General features: G+C 61.5%; 19 protein-coding genes. 16 read left to right on the forward strand and 3 right to left on the reverse strand.

The features are described 5' to 3' along the window. Positions 1–20 precede the first annotated feature (20 nt). The 14 genes from AC07T0_RS23315 (at position 21) to AC07T0_RS23380 (ending at position 15,899) form a co-directional block, all read left to right on the forward strand. Complete coding sequence (locus AC07T0_RS23315; protein ID WP_495003403.1) at positions 21–2,414, forward strand: PAS domain-containing sensor histidine kinase; 2,394 nt, start codon at positions 21–23, stop codon at positions 2,412–2,414. 150 nt (positions 2,415–2,564) lie between these two features. Beyond that, positions 2,565–3,194, forward strand: coding sequence for a response regulator (locus AC07T0_RS23320; protein WP_495003404.1), 630 nt, complete (start codon positions 2,565–2,567; stop codon positions 3,192–3,194). Between the two features lie 352 nt (positions 3,195–3,546). Further along, positions 3,547–4,671, forward strand: coding sequence for an ABC transporter ATP-binding protein (locus tag AC07T0_RS23325; RefSeq protein WP_495003405.1), 1,125 nt, complete (start codon positions 3,547–3,549; stop codon positions 4,669–4,671). A gap of 69 nt (positions 4,672–4,740) precedes the next feature. Then, positions 4,741–5,781, forward strand: coding sequence for an ABC transporter substrate-binding protein (locus AC07T0_RS23330; protein ID WP_495003406.1), 1,041 nt, complete (start codon positions 4,741–4,743; stop codon positions 5,779–5,781). Between the two features lie 258 nt (positions 5,782–6,039). Then, on the forward strand, positions 6,040–7,287 hold the full coding sequence (locus AC07T0_RS23335; RefSeq protein WP_248795378.1) for an ABC transporter permease: 1,248 nt from the start codon (positions 6,040–6,042) through the stop codon (positions 7,285–7,287). A 12-nt stretch (positions 7,288–7,299) separates the two neighbouring features. Then, positions 7,300–8,124 (forward strand): ABC transporter permease, encoded by an 825-nt coding sequence (locus tag AC07T0_RS23340; protein WP_191489633.1) that lies wholly within the window; start codon positions 7,300–7,302, stop codon positions 8,122–8,124. A 230-nt stretch (positions 8,125–8,354) separates the two neighbouring features. Then, complete coding sequence (locus AC07T0_RS23345) at positions 8,355–9,503, forward strand: iron-containing alcohol dehydrogenase (RefSeq protein ID WP_495003407.1); 1,149 nt, start codon at positions 8,355–8,357, stop codon at positions 9,501–9,503. Positions 9,504–9,620: 117 nt separating this feature from the next. Then, positions 9,621–10,295 (forward strand): ribulose-phosphate 3-epimerase, encoded by a 675-nt coding sequence (gene rpe, locus AC07T0_RS23350; RefSeq protein ID WP_495003408.1) that lies wholly within the window; start codon positions 9,621–9,623, stop codon positions 10,293–10,295. Beyond that, positions 10,292–11,110, forward strand: a complete 819-nt coding sequence (locus AC07T0_RS23355; protein WP_495003409.1) for a phosphoglycolate phosphatase — start codon at positions 10,292–10,294, stop codon at positions 11,108–11,110. Before rpe ends, AC07T0_RS23355 begins: the two co-directional genes overlap by 4 nt. A 70-nt stretch (positions 11,111–11,180) precedes the next feature. Next, the gene (gene trpE / locus AC07T0_RS23360) at positions 11,181–12,668 is read left to right on the forward strand and encodes an anthranilate synthase component I (protein WP_495003410.1); all 1,488 of its coding nucleotides are present in this window, start codon (positions 11,181–11,183) and stop codon (positions 12,666–12,668) included. 13 nt (positions 12,669–12,681) lie between these two features. After that, the gene (locus AC07T0_RS23365) at positions 12,682–13,275 is read left to right on the forward strand and encodes an aminodeoxychorismate/anthranilate synthase component II (protein WP_495003411.1); all 594 of its coding nucleotides are present in this window, start codon (positions 12,682–12,684) and stop codon (positions 13,273–13,275) included. Between the two features lie 9 nt (positions 13,276–13,284). Continuing rightward, positions 13,285–14,334 carry an anthranilate phosphoribosyltransferase gene (gene trpD, locus AC07T0_RS23370; RefSeq protein ID WP_495003412.1) on the forward strand — a complete coding sequence of 350 codons (1,050 nt, stop codon included), beginning with the start codon at positions 13,285–13,287 and terminating at the stop codon, positions 14,332–14,334. Continuing rightward, positions 14,331–15,170, forward strand: coding sequence for an indole-3-glycerol phosphate synthase TrpC (trpC, locus tag AC07T0_RS23375; RefSeq protein WP_495003413.1), 840 nt, complete (start codon positions 14,331–14,333; stop codon positions 15,168–15,170). The genes trpD and trpC overlap by 4 nt, the downstream gene beginning before the upstream one ends. Positions 15,171–15,197: 27 nt before the next feature. Continuing rightward, on the forward strand, positions 15,198–15,899 hold the full coding sequence (locus tag AC07T0_RS23380; protein ID WP_495003414.1) for a lipoate--protein ligase family protein: 702 nt from the start codon (positions 15,198–15,200) through the stop codon (positions 15,897–15,899). Here AC07T0_RS23380 and crp read toward each other — a convergent pair. Further along, positions 15,896–16,546 carry a cAMP-activated global transcriptional regulator CRP gene (gene crp / locus AC07T0_RS23385; RefSeq protein ID WP_495003415.1) on the reverse strand — a complete coding sequence of 217 codons (651 nt, stop codon included), beginning with the start codon at positions 16,544–16,546 and terminating at the stop codon, positions 15,896–15,898. The genes AC07T0_RS23380 and crp overlap by 4 nt on opposite strands. A gap of 221 nt (positions 16,547–16,767) precedes the next feature. Between crp and AC07T0_RS23390 the strand changes: the two genes are divergently transcribed. Then, positions 16,768–17,190, forward strand: a complete 423-nt coding sequence (locus AC07T0_RS23390) for an OsmC family protein (protein ID WP_121135108.1) — start codon at positions 16,768–16,770, stop codon at positions 17,188–17,190. A 242-nt stretch (positions 17,191–17,432) separates the two neighbouring features. After that, positions 17,433–18,227, forward strand: coding sequence for an adenosylmethionine decarboxylase (speD, locus tag AC07T0_RS23395; RefSeq protein ID WP_495003416.1), 795 nt, complete (start codon positions 17,433–17,435; stop codon positions 18,225–18,227). A 76-nt stretch (positions 18,228–18,303) separates the two neighbouring features. Here the strand turns inward: speD and coq7 are convergent, their stop codons facing one another. After that, positions 18,304–18,951 carry a 2-polyprenyl-3-methyl-6-methoxy-1,4-benzoquinone monooxygenase gene (gene coq7, locus AC07T0_RS23400; RefSeq protein WP_495003417.1) on the reverse strand — a complete coding sequence of 216 codons (648 nt, stop codon included), beginning with the start codon at positions 18,949–18,951 and terminating at the stop codon, positions 18,304–18,306. 232 nt (positions 18,952–19,183) lie between these two features. Continuing rightward, entirely contained in the window at positions 19,184–19,522 is a 339-nt protein-coding gene (locus AC07T0_RS23405; RefSeq protein ID WP_495003418.1) for a histidine triad nucleotide-binding protein, read from the reverse strand. Positions 19,523–19,575 lie beyond the last annotated feature (53 nt).

Below are 19,575 nucleotides of genomic sequence, written 5' to 3' on the forward strand. Positions count from 1 at the left end.
TGTCAGTGTGTGAGCGTCGGATGATACGATTTTGCTGCCTGTGGGTTATCGGCTGTTTGTATTTTCCCTTGATTGCCTGGGCGGCACCTGCTGCCCATGGGCAGGGGATTGGCTTGTCCGGCGAACAGCGCGAGTGGCTCGACCAGCACCGCGAACTGCGGGTCGGCCTGGTTCTGCAGGCGCCGTATGCACAATACGACCGTCGGCTGCAGCGCTTGTCCGGGGCCAATGTGGAACTCATGGCCTGGGTTGCCAAGAGCCTCGATATCGAGCTGACCTGGCGTAACTTTCCCGATCAGGCACAACTGGAAAAAGCCTTGCACGAGGGCGAGATCGACCTGGCGCCGGGGCTGACCCAGACCCCGGCGGGGTTGCGCCTGTGGCTGTTCTCCGACCCTTACATGCGCGTACCGCAACTGGTGGTGGGTGAACGCAACGGTGCCGGCGTCGTGGAGCTGGAAAAGCTCGACAGCCACACCCGCGTGGCCGTGCGCATGCCCAGTACGGTCGCCGATTACCTGCGTAACACCTACCCCAATCTCAATCTGCAGGGCGTGCCGCTGGAGCGCCAGGCCCTGCAATTGTTGGTGAGCCAGCAGGCCCGTTATGCGGTGATCGATGAAGCGCAGCTCAGCCGCCTGTCCAATGAAGAAGAGTTCGCCGGATTGGCGGTGGTCGGCGATATCGGTTTGCCGCAGCTGTTGCGGGTCGCGACACGGCGTGACTGGCCGGAACTGGCTGCTGTCGTGGAAAAGGCCCTGCACGCCATCCCCGCACGGGATCTGGAACAATTGCATGCGCGCTGGCTGCAACCGAAGTATCCGCGCCTGGCCGAGTCGCCGGGCTTCTGGCAGAACCTCTGCCTGCTGTTGGCGGTGCTGCTGCTGGCCGGCCTGGCCATTGTCTTCTGGTTGCGTCGCCAGCAGCACAGCCTGGAGCATGAGTTGCTTGCGGCCCGGGAAGCCCTCGCCCGGCGTGAGGCGAGCGAAGAAGCCCTGCGCCTGACCCAGTTCTCCATCGACCAGAGCACGGTGGGGATTCTCTGGGTCAACTGGGACAGCCATGTCCGTTATGCCAACCGGGCGGCGGAAGAGATGCTCGGCTATCCGCCGGGCGGGTTGTTCGACCGGCCCCTGATCGACTTCGAGCCGAACCTGCACATGGACCGTTGGCTGAACCTGTGGCGGCGCGCCCGGGCCAGCGAGGACGGGCCGCAAAGCCTGGAAACCCAGTGTGTTCGCGCCGATGGCAGCATTCTGCCGGCCGATGTGTCCTTGAGCTTCCTGCGCTTTCGCGAGGGCGAATATCTGGTGGTCTACCTCAACGACGTCACCGAGCGCCGTCGCGCGCTGGCGGCGGTGCAGGAAAGCGAAGCGCGCTTGAAGGCGATCGCCGCCAATGTGCCGGGCCTGGTGTTTCGTCTGGAACGTGTACCGCTGACCGGCGCGCTGCATTTTCCCTACATCAGCGAAGGCAGCGAGAGCCTGGTCGGTTATGCCCCGGCGACCCTGCGCCGGCAGGACATCGGCTTGCGCAGCCTGGTGCATCCGGATGACCGGGCCAGCTACCACCAGATCCAGGATCGGGCGCTTGATTCAGACAGCGACTGGTCCTGGCAGGGGCGGATCATGACGCGCGAAGGTCAGCAACGCTGGGCCGAGATCAAGGCCATCACCCGTCGGCTGGAGGATGGCAGCGTGGTTTGGGACGGTATTGTCTGGGATATCAGCGAAAGCAAGCGTATCGAGTTGGAACTGGCCGCGTCCCGTGAACAGTTGCGCGAGCTGTCGGCCCATCTGGAAAGCGTTCGCGAAGAGGAAAAGGCCCGCATCGCCCGGGAAGTTCACGACGAGTTGGGTCAGATGCTGACCGTGCTCAAGCTGGAAACTTCCATGTGCGAGCTGGCTTATGCCCAGCTCGATCCCGGCTTGAATGATCGGCTCAACAGCATGAAAAAGCTGATTGCCCAGTTGTTCCAGCTGGTCCGGGATGTGGCGACGGCCTTGCGCCCGCCGATTCTCGATGCCGGGATTGCCTCGGCCATCGAGTGGCAGGCCCGGCGGTTCGAGGCGCGGACCCAGATTCCCTGCCTGGTGCAAGTGCCGGAGCATTTGCCGGCCCTCAGCGATGCGAAAGCCATTGGCCTGTTCCGTGTCCTCCAGGAAGCACTGACCAATGTCATGCGTCATGCCCAGGCGCATACTGTTGAACTGACCCTGGCTATTGAGGGCGAGGATTTATGCCTGACCATCAGTGATGATGGCGTAGGATTCGTTCCCGCGATCGGTAGGCCGACCTCCTTTGGGGTGGTTGGTATGCGTGAGCGAGTGTTGATGCTCGGCGGCACGTTGCGGCTGGAAAGCGTGGTGGGCGAGGGGACGACCCTTAGCGCACGGGTGCCGTTGGATGTGTAGGCTTTGATGGCCCCATCGCTGGCAAGCCAGCTCTCACAGTGTTCGCGTCAAATGGCGATCTTGCATACAGCCGATACCCTGTAGGAGCTGGCTTGTCGGGACGCCGCACTGCAGCGATAGCGGTTCAACTGACTCAACCTGGAGATAAATGTGATTCGCGTACTGGTAGCCGAAGACCACACGATTGTCCGCGAGGGCATCAAGCAGTTGATCGGTCTGGCCAAGGATCTGTCCGTGGTGGGTGAGGCCAGCAATGGCGAACAACTGCTTGAAGTCCTGCGCCAGACGCCTTGCGAAGTGGTCCTGCTGGATATCTCCATGCCCGGCGTCAATGGCCTGGAGGCGATCCCGCGGATTCGCGCGTTGAACAATCCACCGGCAATCCTGGTGCTATCCATGCACGACGAAGCGCAGATGGCGGCGCGTGCGCTCAAGGTCGGTGCCGCCGGCTACGCCACCAAGGACAGCGATCCGGCGTTGTTGCTGACGGCCATCCGCAAGGTCGCGGCCGGCGGTCGCTACATTGATCCGGACCTGGCCGACCGGATGGTCTTCGAAGTCGGCCTGACCGATTCGCGGCCATTGCACGCCTTGCTCTCGGAGCGTGAGTTCTCGGTCTTCGAGCGCCTGGCCCAGGGCGCCAACGTCAACGACATCGCCCAGCAACTGGCCTTGAGCAGCAAGACCATCAGCACCCACAAGGCGCGCTTGATGCAGAAACTCAACATCACTTCCCTGGCCGAACTGGTGAAATACGCGATGGAGCACAAGCTGCTCTGAGCCCGCGGACCCTCTGTAGGAGCGAGCTTGCTCGCGATGGGCGCCAAGGATAACGCGAGGTACCTGATAGATACCCCGCGGGGTCTGTACCACCATCGCGAGCAAGCTCGCTCCTACAAAAAAACCGCGCACATATCCATTTGCGACAGATTCGGGTTGTCTGCTGACCCTGTTCCGGGCCTCGCCGTTGGGAACCGCCCGCGGGCTTATCCAATCCCGCCATCCTTGTAGGGCAATCCCTACCCCAAATCTTCCAGGCGGCTGAGGTCAATCTCTCCCGCCCCCCGATTTGCGCTGCCGCGAGCCTTCACTAGGCTTAGCCCACGGCAGTCCAAAACAAAAAGGTGAGGGTATGAGCGAGGTTGATTCAAGCGCTGGGGCGAACGATGTACTGGTCAGCTTTCGTGGCGTACAAAAAAGCTACGACGGTGAGAACCTGATCGTCAAAGACCTCAACCTGGACATTCGCAAGGGCGAATTCCTGACCCTGCTCGGGCCTTCCGGCTCTGGCAAGACCACCAGCCTGATGATGCTGGCCGGGTTCGAAACCCCGACCGCTGGCGAGATCCTGCTGGCTGGCCGCTCCATCAACAATGTCCCGCCACACAAACGCGACATCGGCATGGTGTTCCAGAACTATGCCCTGTTCCCGCACATGACCGTCGCCGAGAACCTGGCGTTCCCACTGACCGTGCGCGGCTTGAGCAAGACCGACGTCAGCGAGCGGGTCAAGCGGGTACTGGGCATGGTCCAGCTCGACAAGTTCGCCCAGCGCTACCCGGCGCAGTTGTCCGGTGGCCAGCAGCAGCGGGTCGCGTTGGCCCGGGCCCTGGTGTTCGAACCCCAGCTGGTGCTGATGGACGAGCCCCTCGGTGCGCTGGACAAACAGTTGCGTGAACACATGCAGATGGAAATCAAGCACCTGCACCAGCGCCTCGGTGTGACCGTGGTCTACGTGACCCACGACCAGGGCGAAGCCCTGACCATGTCCGACCGCGTGGCGGTGTTCCACCAGGGCGAGATCCAGCAGATCGCGCCGCCACGGACCCTCTACGAAGAACCGAAGAACACCTTTGTCGCCAACTTCATCGGCGAGAACAACCGCCTCAACGGCCGCCTGCACAGTCACACCGGCGATCGCTGCGTGGTCGAGCTCGGCCGTGGTGAGAAGGTCGAGGCACTGGCGGTGAACGTCGGTAAGACCGGCGAGCCGGTGACCCTGTCGATCCGTCCGGAACGCATCAGCCTCAACGGCTCCAGCGAGTCCTGCGTGAACCGCTTCTCGGGCCGGGTGGCCGAGTTCATCTACCTGGGCGATCACGTGCGCGTGCGCCTGGAAGTCTGCGGCAAGACCGACTTTTTCGTGAAACAGCCGATTGCCGAGCTGGACCCAGCCCTGGCGGTCGGCGACGTCGTACCTATCGGCTGGCAGGTGGAGCACGTTCGCGCGCTCGATCCGTTACTGGACGCCAGCTGACCGCGGTAACCCAAGAGGCGAATCCATCGCCCCGTGCTTCACCAACCTGCACTGTGGAGAGAAGAATAAATGCTTAAATCCCTGAAATTCAGCGCCCTGACCCTTGGGCTGATGTGCGCGGCAAATGCCATGGCGGCGACCGACCTGACCGTGGTGTCCTTTGGTGGCGCGAACAAGGCCGCACAGGTCAAGGCGTTCTATGCGCCGTGGGAGGCGGCGGGCAAGGGCAAGATCGTTGCCGGCGAGTACAACGGTGAGATGGCCAAGGTCAAAGCCATGGTCGACACCAAGAGCGTGTCCTGGGACCTGGTGGAAGTCGAATCGCCCGAGCTGTCCCGCGGTTGCGACGAAGACATGTTCGAACCCCTCGACCCGGCGCTGTTCGGCAAGGGCGAAGACTACGTCAAGGGTGCGATCCAGCCTTGTGGTGTTGGCTTCTTCGTCTGGTCGACGGTTCTGGCCTACAACGCCGACAAAGTGAAAACCGCACCGACCAGTTGGGCCGATTTCTGGGACACCAAGAAATTCCCGGGCAAGCGTGGCCTGCGCAAGGGTGCCAAGTACACCCTGGAATTCGCCCTGATGGCTGACGGCGTGGCGCCGAAAGACGTCTACAAGGTGCTGGCCGGCAAGGATGGCCAGGACCGTGCGTTCAAGAAGCTCGACGAGCTGAAGCCGAATATCCAGTGGTGGGAAGCCGGCGCGCAGCCGCCGCAGTACCTCGCTTCCGGTGACGTGGTGATGAGCTCGGCCTACAACGGTCGGATCGCCGCGGTACAGAAAGAAAGCAACCTGAAAGTGGTCTGGAACGGCGGCGTCTATGACTTCGACGCCTGGGCAATTCCAAAAGGCCTGAAGGGCGAGCGTCTTGAAGCGGCGAAAAAATTCATCGCCTTCTCGGTGATGCCGCAGCAGCAGAAGGTCTACTCGGAAAACATCGCCTACGGCCCGGCCAACACCCAGGCGGTACCGTTGCTCGACAAGGCCATTCTGAAAGATATGCCGACCACCCCGGAAAACATCGCCAACCAGGTGCAGATCGACGTGGCCTTCTGGGCGGATAACGGTGAGCAGCTGGAGCAGCGTTTCAACGCCTGGGCTGCCAAGTAATACGGCACGTCCCAAGCCCGACGCGGCATAACCTGTGGGGCCTCGGTCTTGCAGGCGCCGCGTAACCTGTAGGAGCTGGCTTGCCAGCGATGAGGCCTGTGAGTCTTGCATCGTCTGACCGGCCGTCATCGCCGGCAAGCCGGCTCCCACAAGGGACCGCGTTGAGCCCGTTGGGTTTGTGTGTTTCAGAAGAACAGGAGGGGCGTCCGGAAACGCGGCGCTGCCTTCTGTAACAATAAAAGAATTCCGGAGTTCGCCATGGCCCTCACCGTTCCTCTGAACGAGGTCACCAGTCCCACCTTGAAGCAGCGCCTGGCGCGTGCCGAGCGGGTCAACCGCTGGAAGGCCCAGGCCTTGATTGCACCGCTGGTGCTGTTTCTGTTGCTGGTGTTCCTGGTGCCCATCGTGGCGCTGCTCTATAAAAGTGTCGGTAACCCGGAAGTGGTCGGCGCCATGCCGCGCACCGTGGCCGCCGTCGCCGCCTGGGACGGCAAGAGCCTGCCCGGCGAACCGGTCTACAAGGCCTTGAGCGAAGACCTCGGCGACGCCCGCAAAAATCAGACCCTGGGCGATCTGTCCAAGCGTCTGAACATGGAACTGGCCGGCTATCGCAGCCTGTTGACCAAGACCGCGCGGGCCTTGCCGTTCAAGACCGAACCAGCCTCCTATAAAGAAGCCCTGGAAGCCCTCGACGAACGTTGGGGCGATCCGGCGTACTGGCAGGCGATCCGGCGCAATACCAGCAGCATCACCCCTTATTACCTGCTGGCGGCCGTCGACCATCGGATCGACGACCTTGGCGAACTGGCCCCGGCCACGCCGGACCAGGCGATCTACCTCGACATCTTTGCCCGCACCTTCTGGATGGGCCTGGTGATCACCGCCATCTGCCTGGTGCTGGCCTACCCGCTGGCCTACCTGCTGGCGAACCTGCCGTCACGGCAAAGCAACCTGTTGATGATCCTCGTCCTGCTGCCGTTCTGGACCTCGATCCTGGTGCGGGTTGCGGCCTGGATCGTGCTGTTGCAGTCCGGTGGCCTGATCAACAGCGCGCTGATGGCCATGGGCGTGATCGACAAGCCCCTCGAGCTGGTGTTCAACCGCACCGGCGTCTACATCTCCATGGTGCACATCCTGCTGCCGTTCATGATCCTGCCGATCTACAGCGTGATGAAAGGCATTTCGCCGACCTATATGCGCGCCGCGATTTCCCTGGGCTGTCATCCGTTCGCCAGCTTCTGGCGGGTGTATTTCCCGCAGACCTATGCCGGCGTCGGCGCCGGGTGCCTGCTGGTGTTCATCCTGGCGATTGGTTACTACATCACCCCGGCGTTGCTCGGTAGCCCTAACGACCAGATGGTCAGCTACTTCGTGGCCTTCTACACCAACACCAGCATCAACTGGGGCATGGCGACCGCACTGGGTGGCCTGCTGCTGCTGGCGACCGTGGTCCTGTACTTGATTTACAGCCGGTTGGTGGGTGCCAGTCGCCTGCGCCTGAGCTAAGGAGAATAAGAAATGCTGAGCCCCTACATGTCGCCCGTCGAGCGGGTCTGGTTCTACAGTTCGCGTATTCTGTGCGGGCTGATCCTGCTGTTCCTGATCCTGCCGGTGCTGGTGATCATCCCGCTGTCGTTCAACTCGGGCAGTTTCCTGGTCTATCCGCTGCAGGGCTTCTCGTTGCACTGGTACCAGGACTTCTTTGCCTCGGCGGAATGGATGCGGGCCTTGCGCAACAGCATCATCGTCGCCCCGGCGGCCACGGCGCTGGCGATGGTCTTCGGGACCCTGGCGGCGATCGGCCTGACCCGCGGCGATTTCCCGGGCAAGCCGCTGGTGATGGCCCTGGTGATCTCGCCCATGGTGGTGCCGGTGGTGATCATCGGTGTCGCCAGCTACCTGTTCTTCGCCCCCCTGGGGCTGGGCAACAGCTTCTTTTCGCTGATCGTGGTGCATGCGGTGTTAGGTGTGCCGTTTGTGATCATCACTGTGTCGGCGACCTTGCAGGGTTTCAATCACAACCTGGTGCGCGCCGCCGCCAGCTTGGGCGCGTCGCCACTGACAGCGTTCCGTCGGGTGACCCTGCCGCTGATCGCGCCGGGGGTGATTTCCGGAGCCCTGTTTGCCTTTGCGACTTCCTTCGATGAAGTGGTGGTGACGCTGTTCCTCGCCGGTCCCGAACAAGCGACCCTGCCCCGGCAGATGTTCAGTGGCATCCGCGAGAACCTCAGCCCGACCATCGCCGCGGCGGCGACCTTGCTGATTGCCTTCTCGGTGATCCTGCTGCTGACCCTGGAGTGGTTGCGCGGGCGTAGCGAGAAAATGCGCACCACCCAGGTATAAGACGGACGCCTGGATTGTGCGGCTAAACCCTGTAGGAGCTGGCTTGCCGGCGATTGCGATGCAAGCTTCACTGACGCCATCGCTGGCAAGCCAGCTCCTACAAGGTTCGTGGCGTTCATGGGCGCGCCTTTCCTATTCACAACCTGAATTCATCTTCCGCATGACAGCGGAAAGCCAATCCCGGTTATGCTTGCCCGTGCCCTGATCATCACGACAAGAAGGCTGCGAGCATGAGCATTTCCTCATTCAAGATCGCCCATAAACTGATCACCGGCCGTGGCGCCATCGAGCAATTGGCCGATGAGCTGACCCGGCTGAATGTCGACCATCCGTTGATCGTGACCGATGCGGCACTGGTCAAATCAGGGACTGTCGAACTGGCACTGGCCCACCTGGGTGGGCGCAATTATCAAATCTTCGACCGTGTGCTACCCGACCCGGAAATCGCCATTGTCGAGGACTGCATGCGGGTCTACCGCGAAGGTGGGCATGACGGCCTGATCGGCCTGGGCGGTGGCAGCGCCATCGACATCGCCAAAAGCGTCGGTGCCTACGCCGGTTATCACGGGGCCCTGGAGGACCTGTTCGGCAGCGACCAGGTGCCACGCAAAGGACCACCGCTGATCGCGATTCCCACCACCGCGGGCACCGGCTCCGAGGTGACCAATGTCGCCATTCTTTCCGACAAGCAGGCCCAGCTGAAAAAGGGCATCGTCAGCGACTACCTGCTGCCGGACGTGGCGCTGGTCAGCCCGCAGATGACCCTGACCTGTCCGCGCAGCGTGACTGCAGCCAGTGGTGTGGATGCCATGGTCCACGCGATTGAAGCCTACCTGTCACTCAATGCCTCGCCGATTACCGATGCTCTGGCCATTGGTGCGATCAAGCTGATTGCCACGGCGCTGCCCAAAGCCTACGCCAACCCCTCCAACCTCCAGGCCCGTGAAGAAATGGCCACCGCCAGCCTGATGGCCGGAATGGCCTTCGGCAATGCCGGCGTCGGTGCCGTACATGCCTTGGCCTACCCGTTGGGCGGGCGCTTCAATATCGCTCATGGGGTCAGCAATGCCCTGTTGCTGCCCTATGTCATGAACTGGAACAAGATCGCCTGTGTTGAACGCATGCAGGAGATTGCCGTCGCCATGGGCGTCAATGTGACCGGTTTGAGCCTGATCGAAGCCGCCGACAAGGCCGTCGCCGCCATGACCGATTTATGCGCCGCCGTGGAAATTCCCGCTGGCCTCTCCAGCTTCGGCGTACCCCTGGACGCGATCCCGAGCATGGCCGAAGAGGCGTCGAACACCGAGCGGTTGATGCGCAACAACCCCCGTCGCCTGAGTGCGATAGATATCGAAAAGATCTATCGCGCGGCTTATTGACGGCATTAGCTCAAGCATTCTGGGCTTCCACGGCCAATCGTCGCGGTCACGGTGGGCGGGGCAAAGCGGGCGGTATACAATGCCCGCCATCGTGATTCTGCTCAAAAAAGGTGCGTCATGCAGCCCTTCGCCATTGCTCCGTCGATTCTCTCCGCCGATTTCGCCCGCCTGGGCGAGGAAGTGGACAACGTGCTCGCTGCCGGAGCCGACATCGTGCACTTCGATGTCATGGACAACCACTATGTACCCAACCTGACCATCGGCCCTATGGTCTGCACGGCGTTGCGCAAGTACGGCATCACCGCGCCCATCGATGCGCACCTGATGGTCAGCCCGGTGGACCGTATCATCGGCGACTTCATCGAGGCCGGGGCGACCTACATCACCTTCCACCCGGAAGCTACCCTGCACGTCGACCGCTCCCTGCAAATGATCCGCGAAGGCGGTTGCAAGGCCGGCCTGGTGTTCAACCCGGCCACGCCCCTGGACGTGCTCAAGTACGTGATGGACAAGGTCGACATGATCCTGCTGATGAGCGTCAACCCGGGTTTTGGCGGGCAGAAGTTCATCCCCGGCACCCTCGACAAGCTGCGTGAAGCGCGGGCGCTGATCGATGCCTCGGGCCGCGATATCCGCCTGGAAATCGACGGCGGCGTGAACGTCAACAACATCCGCGAAATTGCCGCGGCCGGTGCCGACACCTTTGTCGCCGGTTCAGCGATCTTCAATGCGCCGGACTACCGTGAAGTCATCGAGAAAATGCGCGCCGAGCTGGCGCTGGTTCGATCATGACGGTGTTCGAGCAGCTTTTTCCGGGCCGTCTGCCCAGGCTGGTCATGTTCGATCTGGATGGGACACTGGTGGACTCGGTGCCCGACCTGGCCTTGGCGGTGGATAAAATGCTGCTTGCCCTGGGGCGTCCGGTGGTCGGGCTGCACGGGGTTCGCGAGTGGGTCGGCAATGGCGTGCAGGTATTGGTGCGCCGGGCGCTGGCCGGTGGCCTCGATCATTCGGGGGTCGATGACGGCGAAGCCGAGCAGGCATTGGCGATCTTCATGGAGGCCTATTCCGGTGGCCATGAGCTGACCCAGGTCTATCCCGGTGTCGAGGAAACCCTGAGCTGGATGCAGAAGCAGGGCATGGAAATGGCCCTGATCACCAACAAGCCGGAACAGTTCGTCGCACCCTTGCTCGATGAAATGAAACTGGGGCGGTTTTTTCGCTTGATCATCGGCGGCGATACCCTGCCGCAGCGCAAGCCCGACCCGGCGGCGCTGTTCCATGTGATGAAAATGACCGGTATCCCGGCCTCGCAGTGCCTGTTCATCGGCGACTCGCGCAGTGATGTGCAGGCCGCCAAGGCCGCCGGCGTTACCTGCGTGGCCCTCAGCTATGGCTACAACCATGGCCGGCCGATCGCCGAAGAAGAGCCGGCGCTGGTCATCGACGATCTGCGCGCGCTGATTCCCGGTTGCCTGGAAGCTGGCGCTGAGCTAATGTCGGCGGACTGTGTTCAATCCCCTCCTGGAAACGCCATCGTGGTGGTCACTCGCAAACTCTGGATGAAAGTCATCAAGGCCCTGGCCCGCTGGCGTTGGCGCGCCTGACTTGATCCTGGCCGGTTATCCGGCGCGTTTGCATACCTGACTGTTCGACCCTCAAGCCACGAGGCATATCATGACCCGCGAAGAATTCCTGCGTTTGGCCGCTGCCGGCTACAACCGCATTCCGCTTGCCTGCGAAACCCTGGCCGACTTCGATACCCCGTTGTCGATCTACCTGAAACTGGCCGATCAGCCCAACTCCTACCTGCTGGAGTCGGTGCAGGGCGGCGAGAAATGGGGCCGTTATTCGATCATCGGCCTGCCATGTCGCACCGTGCTACGGGTGCATGACCACCAGGTCAGCGTCACTCACGACGGCGTCGAGATCGAGCGCTGCGAAGCCGAGGATCCGCTGGCCTTCGTCGAAACCTTCAAGGCGCGCTACAACGTGCCGACCATCGCCGGGCTGCCGCGTTTCAACGGTGGGTTGGTGGGGTACTTCGGTTATGACTGCGTGCGCTATGTGGAGAAGCGTCTGGGCAAGTGCCCGAACCCGGACCCGCTGGGCGTGCCGGATATCCTGTTGATGGTTTCCGATGCCGTGGTGGTCTTCGACAACCTGGCGGGCAAGATGCACGCCATCGTCCTCGCCGATCCATCCCAGGACAACGCCTACGAACAAGGCCAGGCGCGCCTGCAGGAACTGCTTGAGCAACTGCGTCAGCCGATCACTCCGCGTCGCGGCCTGGAGCTCGATCGACCGCCGGCCGCCGACCCGCTGTTCCGTTCGAGCTTCACCCAGGGTGACTATGAGCGGGCGGTCGATACCATCAAGGAATACATCCTCGCCGGTGACTGCATGCAGGTCGTGCCGTCGCAGCGCATGTCCATCGACTTCAAGGCCGCGCCCATCGACCTGTATCGGGCGCTGCGTTGCTTCAACCCGACGCCGTACATGTACTTCTTCAATTTCGGTGACTTCCATGTGGTTGGCAGTTCGCCGGAAGTGCTGGTGCGGGTCGAAGACAACCTGATCACCGTGCGCCCCATCGCCGGTACCCGTCCGCGTGGCGCTACCGAGGAGGCCGATCGGGCACTGGAAGATGACCTGCTGTCCGATGCCAAGGAAATCGCCGAGCACCTGATGCTTATCGACCTGGGCCGTAACGACACCGGTCGGGTGTCCGAGATCGGTTCGGTGAAGCTGACCGAGAAGATGGTGATCGAGCGTTACTCGAATGTGATGCACATCGTTTCCAACGTCACCGGGCAATTGAAGAGCGGTCTGACCTCGATGGACGCCTTGCGCGCGATCCTGCCGGCGGGCACCTTGTCCGGCGCGCCGAAGATCCGCGCCATGGAAATCATCGATGAGCTGGAACCGGTCAAGCGCGGAGTGTATGGCGGCGCGGTCGGCTACTACGCCTGGAACGGCAACATGGACACCGCGATCGCCATTCGCACCGCGGTGATCAAGGACGGCGAGCTGCATGTGCAGGCCGGTGGCGGCATCGTCGCCGACTCGGTGCCGGCGCTGGAGTGGGAAGAAACGCTGAACAAGCGCCGTGCGATGTTCCGTGCGGTCGCCCTCGCTGAACAAACCCCCGCGTCCGACGCCTGAGGAGCTTTTTGTCATGTTGCTGATGATCGATAACTACGACTCGTTTACCTACAACGTCGTGCAATACCTCGGTGAGTTGGGCGCGGACGTCAAGGTCGTGCGTAACGACGAATTGAGCGTGGCCGAAATCGAAGCCCTCAAGCCGGAACGCATCGTGGTCTCGCCAGGCCCTTGCACGCCGACCGAGGCGGGTATTTCCCTTGAGGCGATCAAGTACTTCGCCGGCAAGCTGCCGATCCTCGGCGTCTGCCTCGGCCATCAATCCATCGGCCAGGCCTTTGGCGGCGATGTGGTGCGGGCCCGCCAGGTGATGCACGGCAAGACCAGCCCGCTGTTCCATGAAGGCAAGGGCGTGTTCGCCGGCCTCAACCTGCCCTTGACCGTGACCCGCTATCACTCCCTGATCGTCAAGCGCGAAACCTTGCCGGACTGCCTGGAGCTGACCGCCTGGACCCAGTTGGAAGACGGCTCGGTCGACGAGATCATGGGCTTGCGCCACAAGACCCTGAACATTGAAGGGGTGCAATTCCACCCCGAGTCGATTCTCTCCGAGCAGGGCCACGAGCTGTTCGCCAACTTTCTCAAACAGACCGGCGGCACGCGCTAAGGAGTTTTCATGGATATCAAGACCGCCCTGGGCCGTATCGTCGGCCATCTGGACCTGAGCACTGACGAAATGCGCGATGTCATGCGTGAAATCATGACCGGGCAATGCACCGAGGCGCAGATTGGCGCCTTTATGATGGCCATGCGCATGAAGAGCGAAAGCATCGACGAAATCGTCGGCGCGGTCTCGGTGATGCGCGAGTTGGCCGACAAGGTCGAACTCAAGACCCTCGACGGTGTGGTCGATGTGGTCGGCACCGGCGGTGACGGCGCGAATATTTTCAACGTGTCCACGGCGTCCGCCTTTGTCGTGGCCGCTGCCGGCTGCACCGTGGCCAAGCACGGCAACCGTGCGGTGTCGGGTAAAAGTGGCAGCGCCGACCTGCTCGAAGCCGCCGGTATCTACCTGAACCTGACGCCGGTCCAGGTGGCGCGCTGCATCGACAATGTCGGGATCGGCTTCATGTTCGCCCAGACCCACCACCGTGCAATGAAGTATGCCGCCGCGCCGCGCCGTGACCTGGGCCTGCGCACCCTGTTCAACATGCTCGGCCCGCTTACGAATCCGGCCGGTGTGAAACACCAGGTGGTTGGGGTGTTCAACCAGGCCTTGTGCCGGCCCTTGGCCGAAGTGCTGCAGCGCCTGGGCAGCAAGCATGTGCTGGTGGTGCATTCCCAGGATGGCCTGGATGAATTCAGCCTTGCCGCACCGACCTTCGTGGCGGAGCTGAAAGATGGTGCAATAACTGAATACTGGGTCCAGCCTGAAGACTTGGGTATAAAAAGCCAGAGTCTGTTTGGCTTGGTGGTCGAGAGTCCGGCGGCATCCCTGGAACTGATCCGTGACGCCCTGGGGCGTCGCAAGACCGAGAACGGCCAGAAAGCCGCGGAAATGATCGTGCTCAATGCCGGTGCCGCGCTGTATGCCGCCGACCATGCCAGCAGCCTCAAAGAAGGTGTTGCGTTGGCTCACGATGCGCTGCACACCGGTCTCGCCCGGGAAAAACTCGAAGAACTGGGCGCGTTCACCGCCGTATTCAAGCAGGAGAATGAAGGATGAGTGTGCCAACCGTGCTGGAGAAGATCCTCGCCCGCAAGGCCGAGGAAGTGGCCGAGCGTAGCGCCCGCGTGAGTCTGGCCGAGCTTGAGGCCATGGCTCGGATCGCCGACGCGCCGCGCGGTTTCGCCCAGGCGCTGATCGCGCGGGCGAAGCAGAAGCAGCCGGCGGTGATTGCCGAAATCAAGAAGGCTTCGCCGAGCAAGGGCGTGATCCGCGAGAACTTCATTCCGGCCGATATCGCCCGCAGCTACGAAAAGGGCGGGGCGACCTGCCTGTCGGTGTTGACCGATGTCGACTATTTCCAGGGCGCCGACCTCTACCTGCAGCAGGCGCGCGCGGCGTGCAAGCTGCCGGTGATCCGCAAGGATTTCATGGTCGACCCGTATCAAATCGTCGAAGCCCGTGCCCTCGGCGCCGATTGCATCCTGCTGATCGTCGCGGCGCTGGACGATGGGCTGATGGCTGAATTGGCGGCGGTGGCCAAGGGTGTCGGTCTCGATGTGCTGGTGGAGTCCCATGACGCTGCCGAACTGGAGCGGGCGTTGAGGGTACTGGATACGCCGCTGATCGGTATCAACAACCGCAACCTGCATACTTTTGAGGTCAGCCTGGAAACCACCCTCGACCTGTTGCCGATCGTTCCTCGTGATCGTCTGGTGATTACCGAGAGCGGTATCCTCAACCGGGCGGACGTCGAGCTGATGGAAATCAGCGAGGTCTATTCGTTCCTGGTGGGCGAGGCATTCATGCGTGCGGACAGCCCGGGCGATGAATTGCAGCGGCTGTTTTTCCCGGAGCGTGGTGCGCCGGCAATCAGTGGCTCGACCCTCGACTAAGCGTGGCTCGTGATCAGGATGACCTCGATGTCGCTGCCCATTGCCCTTACCGTCGAAGCCGGCCTGCGTGCCGAGCAGGATTTGCTGGCCGCGGTCTGTGCCGGTGAGCAGGATTGGGGGCTGTTGTTCTGGCAGCCCAGCGACCGCGCCCTGGTCATGCCTCGGCGTTTGAATCGGTTGCCGGGTTTCGACACCGCTTGCGACGCCCTGGCGGCCAGCGGCTGGCCTGTATTGCTGCGTGAAACCGGCGGTGAGCCGGTGCCGCAGTCCGGCGCCACCGTGAATATCGCCCTGGTGTATGCCCCGCCCCGTCACGAAGGTGACCAGACTCGTATCGAGACTGGCTATCGGCGCCTGTGCCAGCCGATCTGCGCTGCGCTCGATGAGCTGGGCGGCGTTTCATCCCTGGGCGAAATCGACGGTGCGTTTTGCGACGGCCGCTTCAACGTCAATCTCAATGGCCGCAAGATGGTCGGCACCGCCCAGCGCTGGCGTCAGAGCCAGGGTGGTACTCGGCCCGTGGGCCTGGTGCATGGCGCGATGTTGATCGATAACGAGCGCGGCTCGATGGTGGCAGCGGTCAATCGCTTCAACCAGGCCTGCCAGTTGGATGCCCGGGTTCGGGCGCAAAGCCATGTCGCCTTGCATGAGGTGTACACCGCGCCGCTATTCCTTGAGCGGCTCAGCGAGCTGTACCAACAGCTGTTGCAGGACATCTTCCACCCTTAACGGGTGCCGAACACCACCATGGTCTTGCCTTTGACGTGTACCAGGTTCTGCTCTTCCAGATCCTTGAGCACGCGCCCGACCATTTCCCGCGAGCAACCGACGATCCGGCCGATTTCCTGACGGGTGATCTTGATCTGCATGCCGTCGGGGTGGGTCATGGCATCGGGTTGCTTGCACAGTTCCAGCAGGCAACGGGCAACACGACCGGTGACGTCGAAGAACGCCAGGTCACCGACCTTGCGTGTGGTGTTGCGCAGGCGCTGGGCAATCTGGCCGCTGAGGGCGTAGAGAATATCCGGGTCTTGCTGGGCCAGTTCGCGGAACTTGCAGTAGCTGATCTCCGCGACTTCGCACTCGATCTTGGCGCGCACCCAGGCGCTGCGCTCCTGCTCCAGGCCAGCCTGCTCGAACAAGCCGAGTTCGCCGAAAAAATCCCCAGCATTGAGGTAGGCGATGATCATTTCCCGTCCATCGTCATCTTCGATCAGGATCGTGACCGAGCCCTTGATGATGAAAAACAGGGTTTGCGAGCGATCACCGGCACAAATGATATTGCTCTTGGCCTGGTACCGGCGGCGCTGACAATGCATCAGCAGTTTGTCGAGGTTCTTGATCTTGGGGGCGGAAGCGGAAGCCAGAGCAACCATGGTTGTATCCCGAAAAGACTGCGCGGTGTGGTTTGTTTTTTTAGGCATAGCTGCAAGGCTGGCAGAACGCCAGTGATTTGGCGCCAGCATAGCAGAGGCATTGTGTGGAAAATGGGGAATTTATGGGGCTGACTAACCAGTCGTCGCCCGTTGCCGGTTTCCTGCCAGGGCGAGCTGCTGTGCTAAGCTGGCTCCCTTTTTTCAGCAGTGGAGTCTAGGTGATGAAGGCACGCATCCAATGGGCTGGCGAAGCCATGTTCCTCGGAGAGTCCGGTAGCGGGCATGTGGTGGTCATGGACGGTCCGCCGGAAAGCGGTGGCCGTAACCTGGGCGTTCGCCCCATGGAAATGCTGCTGTTGGGCCTGGGTGGTTGCAGCAACTTCGACGTGGTCAGCATCCTGAAGAAGTCCCGTCAGCCGGTTGAAAGCTGCGAAGCCTTTCTCGAGGCCGAGCGTGCCACTGAGGATCCCAAGGTGTTCACCAAGATCCACCTGCATTTCGTGGTCAAGGGCCGTGGCCTGAAGGAAGCCCAGGTCAAGCGGGCGATCGAGCTGTCGGCGGAGAAATACTGCTCGGCTTCGATCATGCTCGGTGCCGCTGGCGTTGCCATCAGCCATGACTACGAGATCATCGAACTCGGCTGAGTCGACATTCAACTATCATAAAGTCCATGCAGACTCTGGTGATCAGTCGTTCAGGTCTGCATAATGCGCCACTTTTTTCAGGGCGCCTGGCCAGCAGCAAACCTGCGACCACGGACCCGAACAGACAACCAAAATCGCCATCGCGAAGAGGTGTTAACCGTCCTACGCAGCTGTGTCGTTCACAACTGACGGGCATGCTTGATCACGCGGCGGTGCCGCATCGATATAGAGAGTTTTTAACGGTGAAAAGCAAACTCAAGCTCCACGGGTTCAATAACCTGACCAAGACCTTGAGCTTCAACATCTATGACATCTGCTATGCGGAAACCCCGCAGGACCAGCAGGCTTACGTCGAGTACATCAACCAGGAATACGACGCGGAACGCCTGACGCAGATCCTCACGGAAGTAGTGGATATCATTGGTGCCAACATCCTGAACATCGCGCGTCAGGATTACGATCCTCAAGGTGCCAGTGTCACGATCCTGATCTCCGAACAGCCGGTGACCCCGACCGACAGTCAGATCGAAGAATCGCCGGGCCCGTTGCCCGAGACCATCCTGGCTCACCTCGACAAGAGCCATATCACGGTGCATACCTATCCGGAAATCCATCCGGTCGACGGTATCGCGACGTTCCGTGTGGACATCGATGTGTCGACGTGCGGCGTCATTTCACCGCTCAAAGCCCTCAACTACCTGATCCACCAGTTCGACTCGGACATCGTCACGGTCGATTATCGCGTGCGGGGTTTCACTCGTGATATCGAAGGCAAGAAGCACTTCATCGACCATGAGATCAACTCGATCCAGAATTATCTCTCGGAAGACAGCCGCAAGAGCTATCAGATGACGGACGTGAACGTGTACCAGGAGAACATGTTCCATACCAAGATGCTGCTCAAGGAGTTCGAACTGGACAACTACCTGTTCGGCGACGCTACCAGCAACCTATCGGCGCAGCAGCGTGCGCAGGTGAGCGAGCGGGTGAAACACGAAATGCTGGAGATCTTCTACGCGCGCAATATGCCAACGTAAGTTTCCCGGCCAAATAAAGAAGGGCGCCCCAGTGGCGCCCTTCTTTTTACCTGCTCCCTGGCGGAGCCGCGGTGGCTCAGATGCGGTAGGTGCTCTTGGTCATGACCTTGGCCAGCAGGCTCATGCCGAACTTCAGCGGTGCCGGGAAACGGAAACCGCCGGCGTCCAGCGCGGACTCGGCGTGTTGTTCTTCGTCGATGCGCATCTGTTGGAGAATCGCCCGGGACTTTTCGTCTTCGGCTGGCAACTGTTCCAAGTGTTCGTTCAGGTGTTTGCACACCTGGTCTTCGGTAGCGGCGACAAAGCCCAGGCTGATCTTGTCGCTGATCAGCCCGGCGGCGGCACCGATGCCGAAGGACAGACTGTAGAACAGTGGATTTAGCACGCTGGGATGGCTGCCCAACTGGCGGATGCGTTGTTCGCACCAGGCCAGGTGGTCGATTTCTTCTTCGGCGGCCTTTTCCATCGCGGCACGCACGTGGGGCAGCTTGGCGGTCAGGGCCTGGCCCTGATAGAGCGCCTGGGCACAGACTTCCCCGGTATGGTTGATGCGCATCAGGCCGGCGACGTGACGGCTGTCGTCTTCGCTCATCGGCGCGTCGGGCTGCACGATTGCCGGCGAGGGACGGTAGGGCTGGCCGCTGAACGGCAGCAAGGTGCGCATCGCGGTATCGGCTTGCAGCAGAAGACGGTCAATCGGCGAGTAGTGACGTTGGGTAGTCATGCTGACCTCCGGGAAAAATCTCGGCCTGCAGTTTACCGCAATCGAGGGAATAAGGTTTGCGTTGGGTCATGGCGCCGAGATGAGGAACACAATCTTGCCGGCGCTGTTGTTGAACCTGTAGGCGCGAGCTTGCTCGCGATGGTCGCCCAGGCATCGCGGGGCCCAGGCCTTGCGCGTTATCATTGACGTCCATCGCGAGCAAGCTCGCTCCTACATTAGGGGGCTGGGGGTATCAGCCCGGTGGCCAGTGCATCTGGCGCTGACCCAGCACATGCATATGAATGTGATAGACGGTTTGCCCGCCTTCTTCATTGCAGTTCATCACCACGCGAAAGCCTTTTTCGCAGCCCAGCTCCAGGGCCAGGCGCTGGGCGGTGAACAGCATATGCCCGGCCAGGGCCTTGTCGTCTTCGGTCAGGTCATTGAGCGTGCGTACCGGCTTTTTCGGAATAACCAGGAAATGCACCGGCGCCTGTGGGGCGATATCGTGGAAGGCCAGGACCTGGTCATCCTCGTAGATGATTTTCGCGGGTATTTCTCTGTTGATGATCTTGGTGAACAGAGTATCCACAGCTGTTTCTCCGTTGAGTGGTTCGGGCCAGAGTCTGTACGGACACGACCGTG

The sequence above is a fragment of the Pseudomonas sp. GW821-FHT04D07 genome (assembly GCF_059420225.1).

Coding starts and splice junctions, on each gene's coding strand:
- AC07T0_RS23315 (WP_495003403.1), top strand. CDS start 21: ATGATACGATTTTGCTGCCTGTGGGTTATCGGCTGTTTGTATTTTCCC.
- AC07T0_RS23325 (WP_495003405.1), top strand. CDS start 3,547: ATGAGCGAGGTTGATTCAAGCGCTGGGGCGAACGATGTACTGGTCAGC.
- AC07T0_RS23330 (WP_495003406.1), top strand. CDS start 4,741: ATGCTTAAATCCCTGAAATTCAGCGCCCTGACCCTTGGGCTGATGTGC.
- AC07T0_RS23335 (WP_248795378.1), top strand. CDS start 6,040: ATGGCCCTCACCGTTCCTCTGAACGAGGTCACCAGTCCCACCTTGAAG.
- AC07T0_RS23340 (WP_191489633.1), top strand. CDS start 7,300: ATGCTGAGCCCCTACATGTCGCCCGTCGAGCGGGTCTGGTTCTACAGT.
- AC07T0_RS23345 (WP_495003407.1), top strand. CDS start 8,355: ATGAGCATTTCCTCATTCAAGATCGCCCATAAACTGATCACCGGCCGT.
- rpe (WP_495003408.1), top strand. CDS start 9,621: ATGCAGCCCTTCGCCATTGCTCCGTCGATTCTCTCCGCCGATTTCGCC.
- AC07T0_RS23355 (WP_495003409.1), top strand. CDS start 10,292: ATGACGGTGTTCGAGCAGCTTTTTCCGGGCCGTCTGCCCAGGCTGGTC.
- trpE (WP_495003410.1), top strand. CDS start 11,181: ATGACCCGCGAAGAATTCCTGCGTTTGGCCGCTGCCGGCTACAACCGC.
- AC07T0_RS23365 (WP_495003411.1), top strand. CDS start 12,682: ATGTTGCTGATGATCGATAACTACGACTCGTTTACCTACAACGTCGTG.
- trpD (WP_495003412.1), top strand. CDS start 13,285: ATGGATATCAAGACCGCCCTGGGCCGTATCGTCGGCCATCTGGACCTG.
- trpC (WP_495003413.1), top strand. CDS start 14,331: ATGAGTGTGCCAACCGTGCTGGAGAAGATCCTCGCCCGCAAGGCCGAG.
- AC07T0_RS23380 (WP_495003414.1), top strand. CDS start 15,198: ATGTCGCTGCCCATTGCCCTTACCGTCGAAGCCGGCCTGCGTGCCGAG.
- crp (WP_495003415.1), bottom strand. CDS start 16,546: ATGGTTGCTCTGGCTTCCGCTTCCGCCCCCAAGATCAAGAACCTCGAC.
- AC07T0_RS23390 (WP_121135108.1), top strand. CDS start 16,768: ATGAAGGCACGCATCCAATGGGCTGGCGAAGCCATGTTCCTCGGAGAG.
- coq7 (WP_495003417.1), bottom strand. CDS start 18,951: ATGACTACCCAACGTCACTACTCGCCGATTGACCGTCTTCTGCTGCAA.